Genomic DNA, 6,380 nt, shown 5'->3' on the forward strand with positions numbered 1-6,380 from the left:
TGGCTCCTATGACGGCCGTGGCAGGTCAGCGCGTGCCGAACTCGTGGTCGATCAGCGCGAGGATGGTGTCCGGGGTCGCGGTGTCGAGATCGCTTCCGGAGGAGTCCGAGCGCTTGGCCGTCCAGGCGGACAGCAGGCGCTGCAGACGCCGGTCGACCTCGATGTCGTCCGGATCGGCGCCGGCGAGCATCGCCTCCAGCCGGCCTATCTGCTCGATCAGCGCGATGCCCGCCGGTTCGGCGGCACCGGCCAGTTCGGTGTGCAGGAACGCGGCCAGCGCGGCCGGGCTGGGGTAGTCGAAGACCAGCGTGGAGGACAGCCGCAGCCCGGTGGCGGCGCTCAGGCGGTTGCGGAACTCGACCGACGTCAGCGAGTCGAACCCGAGGTCGCTGAAACCGCGGGCGGGCTCGACGCTGTCCGCGCCCGTCCTGCCCAGGACCAGTGCGGCCTCCCGCCGGACCAGGTCGAGCAAGAACTCCTCCCGCTGAGCCGCGGTCAGCTCGGCGAGCTTGCGCAGCAGCTCACCGTCCTGCTGCGCGGTGGCCGCCCTGGCCCGCACGCGGCCGGATGCGCCGACCAGGCTGCGCAGCAACGGGGACATGGACGTGTCCGAGGCGTGGGCGCGGACCGTGGCGCGGTCGACCCTCAGCGCGAGCAGGACCGGGTGCGCGGTACCGACGGCGATGTCGAACATCGCCATGCCCTCGGAGGACGTGATCGGCGGGAAACCGCTGCGGCGCAGGCGTTCCTCGCCCTCCTCGCCGAGCCGGCCGCCCATGCCGCCCGCCCACAGGCCCCACGCGATCGAGTGGGCGGCCAGACCTTCACCGCGGCGACGGGCGGCCAGGGCGTCGAGGAAGCTGTTGGCCGCGGCGTAGTTGGCCTGTCCCGCGTTGCCCAGCACCCCGGCGGCCGAGGAGAACAGGACGAACCAGCGCAGTGGCAGGTGCCGGGTCAGCTCGTGCAGATGGCCCGCGGCGAGGACCTTGGGTCCGAAGACGCGGTCCACCCGCTCCGGGGTGAGCGCGTCGACCAGGCCGTCGTCGAGAACGCCCGCCGCGTGCACGACACCGGTCAGCGGGTGCCGGGCCGGGATGGCGCCGAGCAGGTCCGCCACGGCGTCGCGGGAGGCGAGATCGCAGGCGACGACGGTGACCGAGGCGCCCAGGCCGGTCAGGTCGGCAGCCAGCTCGGCGGCGCCCGGCGCGTCCGGACCGCGGCGGCTGGCCAGGACCAGGTGCCGGACACCGTGCTCGGTCACCAGGTGCCTGGCGAGCACGCCTCCGAGGTCACCGGTACCGCCGGTGATCAGCACGGTGCCATCCGGCTCGGGACCCCGCGGGATCGTCAGCACCAGCTTGCCGATGTGCTTGGCCTGGCTCAGGTAGCGGAACGCCTCCGGGGCCCGCCGCACGTCCCAGACGCGCGTCGGCAACGGCGTGAGCACACCGCGGTCGAACAGCTCGACCACCTCGGCCCACATCCGGGAGAGCAGTTCCAGCTCGGCCTCGATCAGGTCGAAGGGCCGGTAGAGGACTCCGGGATGCGCCGCGGCGACCTCGCCCGGATCGCGCAGCCCGGCCTTGCCCATCTCCATGAACCGGCCGCCGCGCGGCAGCAGCCGCAGCGAGGCGTCGACGAACTCACCGGTCAGCGCGTCCAGCACGACGTCGACGCCGCGCCCATCGCTGGTGGTCGTGAAGTGCTTCTCGAAGTCGAGCGTGCGGGAGTCGGCGATGTGGCCGTCGTCGAGCCCGGCCTCGCGCAGCACGTGCTGCTTGCCGGCGCTTGCGGTGGCGTAGACCTCCGCGCCGAGGTGCCGGGCGATCTGCACGGCGGCCATGCCGACGCCGCCGGCGCCCGCGTGGATCAGCACCGACTCGCCCGCGCTGAGCCCGGCCAGCTCCTTGAGCCCGTAGTAGGCGGTCAGGAACACCAGCGGGACCGAGGCCGCGGTCTCGAACGACCAGCCGTCGGGAACCCGCGTCACGTAGGCGCGGGGCGCGACGGTGACCGTGCCGACACCACCGGCCGCCACGCCCATCACGGCCTCGCCGACCGCCAGGTCCGTCACCCCGGACCCGACCTCGACCACCACGCCCGCCACCTCGTTGCCGAGGGGGCCGGGCTCGCCGTCGAACATGCCGAGCACGTTGAGCACGTCGCGGAAGTTCAGGCCCGCCGCGGCGACGGCGATCCGGACGTCGTTGGCCGCCAGCGGTTCCAGTGCCTGCGGGTACGGCTCCAGGCGCAGGTTGTCCACGGTGCCGCGGCCGGTCATGCCCAGTCGCCAGGCCGGGCCGGCCGGAACGACGAGCTCGTCCGCCGCCGGCAGCGAGGCCAGGCGCGGCGCGGCGAGCTCACCGCCGCGCAGCAGCAGCTGCGGCTCGCCGGTGGACAGGGCCGCCGCCAGGTGTGCGGAGGTCGGCTCGGCGTCGGTGTCGATCAGCACGTACCGGCCGGGGTGCTCGGACTGGGCCGAGCGCACCAGGCCCCAGACCGCGGCGGCCGCCGGGTCGGGCTGGTCCGTGCCGGCCGCGTCGCGGGTGAGCACGACCAGGGTGGTGCGGTGCAGGCGCTCCTCGGCGTTCCACCGCTGGAGCACGGCGAGGACCCTGTTCGTCTCCGCCAGCGCGGTGCCCGCCGCGTCGGCGGCTCCCGTGTGGACCGGGAGCACGACGACCGGCGGGGGCGGGACCTCGTCGTCCAGGTCGTCGGCGAAGGCCCACTCGACGTCGTGCTCACCGGAGACGGCGAGCGGTGTCCAGTCGAGGTGGAAGAGCGAGTCCAGGCCACCCGGTTCGGCCGTCCTGAACTGGTCGGCGCTGATCTGGCGCAGCAGGAGCGCACCGATGGTGGCCACCGGTGCGCCGACGCCGTCCGCGACCAGGAGCGTGACCGCGTCCGACTGGCCGGGGGTCAGCCGCAGCCGCAAAGTGGTGGCACCGATCGCGTGCAGTGCGACGTTCTGCCACAGGTAGGGAACCCGAGGACCGGAGTCCTCGTCCGCCGTGAGACCGATGGCGTGCAGACAGGCGTCGAGCAGTGCCGGGTGCAGGCCGAACTTCTCCGCGTCCTGCTGCGCCTCGCCTTCCTCGGGCAGCCGCAGCTCCGCGTAGACCTCGTCCCCGAGGCGCCAGGCCGCCCGCAGACCGCGGAACACCGTCCCGTACTCCAGGCCGTTGCGGGCGAAGGCCTCGTACACGTCGCCCAGGTCGACGGCGGCGGCGCCGCGCGGGGGCCACTCGGCGAGGTCGAAGTCCGGTGCCGCGACGGACGGGGTCAGCGTGCCGGAGGCGTGCTGGGCCCAGGTCCCCTCACCGGTGCGGGAGTGCAGGGACACCGACCGGCGGCCCGAGTCGTCCGGCGCGGCCAGCACGACCTGCAGGTCGCGCGGACCGTCCAGGAACACCGGCTCGTGCAGGGTGAGCTCCTCCAGGTGCGGGCACCCGGCCTCGTCGCCCGCGCGGAGCGCCAGCTCGACCAGCGCCGCTCCCGGCAGGATCGTGGTGCCCGCGACGACGTGGTCCGCGAGCCACGGGTGGGTGGAGAGCGAGACCCTGCCGGTGAGGATGATCCCGGACTCGTCGGCCAGTGCCACCGACGCACCCAGCAACGGGTGACGGGCGTCGGCCAGGCCCAGTCCGGCCGGATCTCCCGCGCTGGCCGCGGACTTCAGCCAGTAGCTGTCGTGCTGGAACGCGTAGGTGGGCAACTCGACCGCACGAGCACCGGTGCCTTCGTAGAACGTCCGCCAGTCCACGCGCCCGCCGCGCACGTGCAGCGCGGCGAGGGCGGTCGTCGCCGTCACCGGCTCGGAACGGCCGCTGCGCAACATCGGTACGGCGAGCACGTCCTCGTCGGGCAGAACGCGGGCGAGCATGGCGGTCAGCACCGAGTCGGGTCCCAGTTCGACGAACTTCGAGACGCCCTCGGAGCGAAGCCAGGTGATCGAGTCCGCGAACCGGACGGACTGGCGGACGTGCCGCGGCCAGTACCCCGGCGCGGTGACCTCGTCGGTGCCGGCCAGCTTGCCGGTCACGTTGGACACCACCGGAATGCTCGCGGCACCGTAGGAGACGCTCTGGGCGACCGCGGTGAACTCGGCGAGCATGTCGTCCATCCGCGCCGAATGGCACGCATGCGTCATGCGCAGCCGCTTGGTCTTGCGGCCCCGTTCGGCGAACGACTCCGCCACCGCGAGGACCGCGTTCTCGTCGCCGGACAACACCACCGCGTCCGGACCGTTGACCGCACCGATCTCGACACCGTCGATGAGCGCGGCGCGAACCTCTTCCTCTGAAGCCTGGACGCTGACCATGGCACCGCCGGCGGGCAGCGCCTCCATGAGCCTGCCGCGTGCGGCGACCATCTTCGCCGCGTCCGGCAGCGTCCAGACACCGGCCACGTGCGCGGCGGTGAGCTCGCCGATGGAGTGTCCGGCGACGAAGTCGGGACGCACGCCCCAGGACTCCAGCAGCCGGAACAGCGCGACCTCGACGGCGAACAGGGCCGGTTGCAGGTAGCTCATCCGGTCGAGCAGGTCCTGGTCGTCGCCGAAGACCACGCCGGCGAGCGACCGGTCCAGGTGCTCGTCCATCGCCGCCACCACCGCGTCGAACGCCTCGGCGTAGGCGGGAAAGGCTTGGTAGAGCTCACCGCCCATGCCGCAGCGCTGGCTGCTCTGCCCGGTGAACAGGAACGCCGTGCGGCCGATCAGCGGGGTGCCCGTGACGACGGCGGGCGAGGGCGACCCCTCCGCCAGCGCGGTCAGACCGGCCACGAGGTCGGCACGGGTCGAGCCGATGACCGCGGCCCGCCGGTCGAGCGTGGACCGGGTGGTCGCGAGCGAGCAGGCGACGTCGAGCGGATCGGCCCCGCCCGCGGCGTCGAGGACGCGGGACGCCTGGGCTCGCAGGCCGCTCTCGTTCTTGGCGGACAACACCCACGGCACCACCGCCGGAGGCGTCCGTTCGACGTTCTCCTGTTCCTCCAGGACCTGTTCGAGGATGACGTGGGCGTTGGTGCCGCTCAGGCCGAACGACGACACCGCGGCGCGGCGGGGCCGGTCGACGGCGGGCCAGGGGCGCTCGCCGGTGAGCAGTTCCACGGCGCCCGCCGTCCAGTCGACGTGGGGCGACGGCTCGTCGACGTGGAGCGTGCGGGGCAGCACCCCGTGCTTCATGGCCTCGACGACCTTGATGATTCCGGCGACTCCGGCGGCCGCCTGGGAGTGACCGATGTTGGACTTGATGGATCCCAGGTACAGCGGCTCGTCTCGGTCCTGGCCGTAGGTGGCGAGCAACGCCTGCGCCTCGATCGGATCACCGAGCCGGGTGCCCGTGCCGTGCGCCTCGACGAGGTCCACGTCCGATGTGGACAGCCGGGCGTTCGCCAGCGCCTGGCGGATCACCCGTTGCTGGGACGGGCCGCTGGGAGCGGTCAGCCCGTTGGAGGCTCCGTCCTGGTTGACGGCCGAACCGCGGACGATCGCGAGAACGCGGTGCCCGTTGCGGCGGGCGTCGGACAACCGTTCCAGCAACAGCACACCGGCGCCCTCGGACCACCCCGTGCCGTCGGCCGCGGCGGCGAAAGCCTTGCAGCGTCCGTCGACGGCCAGCCCGCGCTGGCGGGAGAACTCGACGAACGTCTCCGGCGTGGACATCACCGTGACCCCGCCGACCAGGGCCAGTGAGCACTCGCCGGTGCGCAGGGCCTGCCCGGCCAGGTGCAGTGCGACCAAAGAGGACGAACACGCGGTGTCGATGGTCACCGCCGGCCCTTCCAGGCCGAACGTGTAGGACACCCGGCCGGACAGCACGCTGTTGGACGAGCCGGTGCCCACGAATCCCTCGACGTCCTCGGACACCGACGTCAACCCGGACACGTACTCCGTGCGCATCGCGCCGGCGAACACCCCGGTAGCGCTTCCCCTCAGCGAGGCGGGGGCGATTCCGGCGCGTTCCAGCGCTTCCCACACGACCTCGAGCAGCAGGCGCTGCTGCGGGTCCATGGCCAGCGCCTCCCGCGGCGAGATCCCGAACAGCTCCGCGTCGAACCGGTCCGCGTCGTGCAGGAACCCGCCCGCGGTGGTGTACGTGGTGCCGCGGTGGTCCGGGTCGGGGTGGTGCAGCGAGCCGACGTCCCAGCCCCGGTTGTCCGGGAAACTGGTCACGCCGTCGCCGCCCCGTTCCACCAGTCGCCACAGGTCCTCCGGCGAGGCGATCCCGCCGGGATAGCGGCAGGCCATCCCGATGACGGCCAGCGGCTCGGACGCGCTCTCCTGCACCGCGTCCAGGCGGCGCCTGGTGTCGCGGAGCTCGGTCGTCAACCGCTTCAAGTAGTCGAGCGTCCGGTCGTCGCTGGTCATGCCGATTCCT

Annotated in this window: 1 protein-coding gene; it reads right to left on the reverse strand. The window is 73.0% G+C overall.

All coding sequences use genetic code 11. The features are described 5' to 3' along the window. Nucleotides 1-25: 25 nt before the first annotated feature. Nucleotides 26-6,370 carry a type I polyketide synthase gene (locus AB0M48_RS00180; protein ID WP_363834602.1) on the reverse strand — a complete coding sequence of 2,115 codons (6,345 nt, stop codon included), beginning with the start codon at nucleotides 6,368-6,370 and terminating at the stop codon, nucleotides 26-28. Nucleotides 6,371-6,380: the final 10 nt, after the last annotated feature.

It is taken from the genome of Lentzea sp. NPDC051208 (assembly GCF_040682435.1).
GTDB classification, from domain to species: domain Bacteria; phylum Actinomycetota; class Actinomycetes; order Mycobacteriales; family Pseudonocardiaceae; genus Lentzea; species Lentzea kristufekii.

Coding starts and splice junctions, on each gene's coding strand:
- AB0M48_RS00180 (WP_363834602.1), bottom strand. CDS start 6,370: ATGACCAGCGACGACCGGACGCTCGACTACTTGAAGCGGTTGACGACC.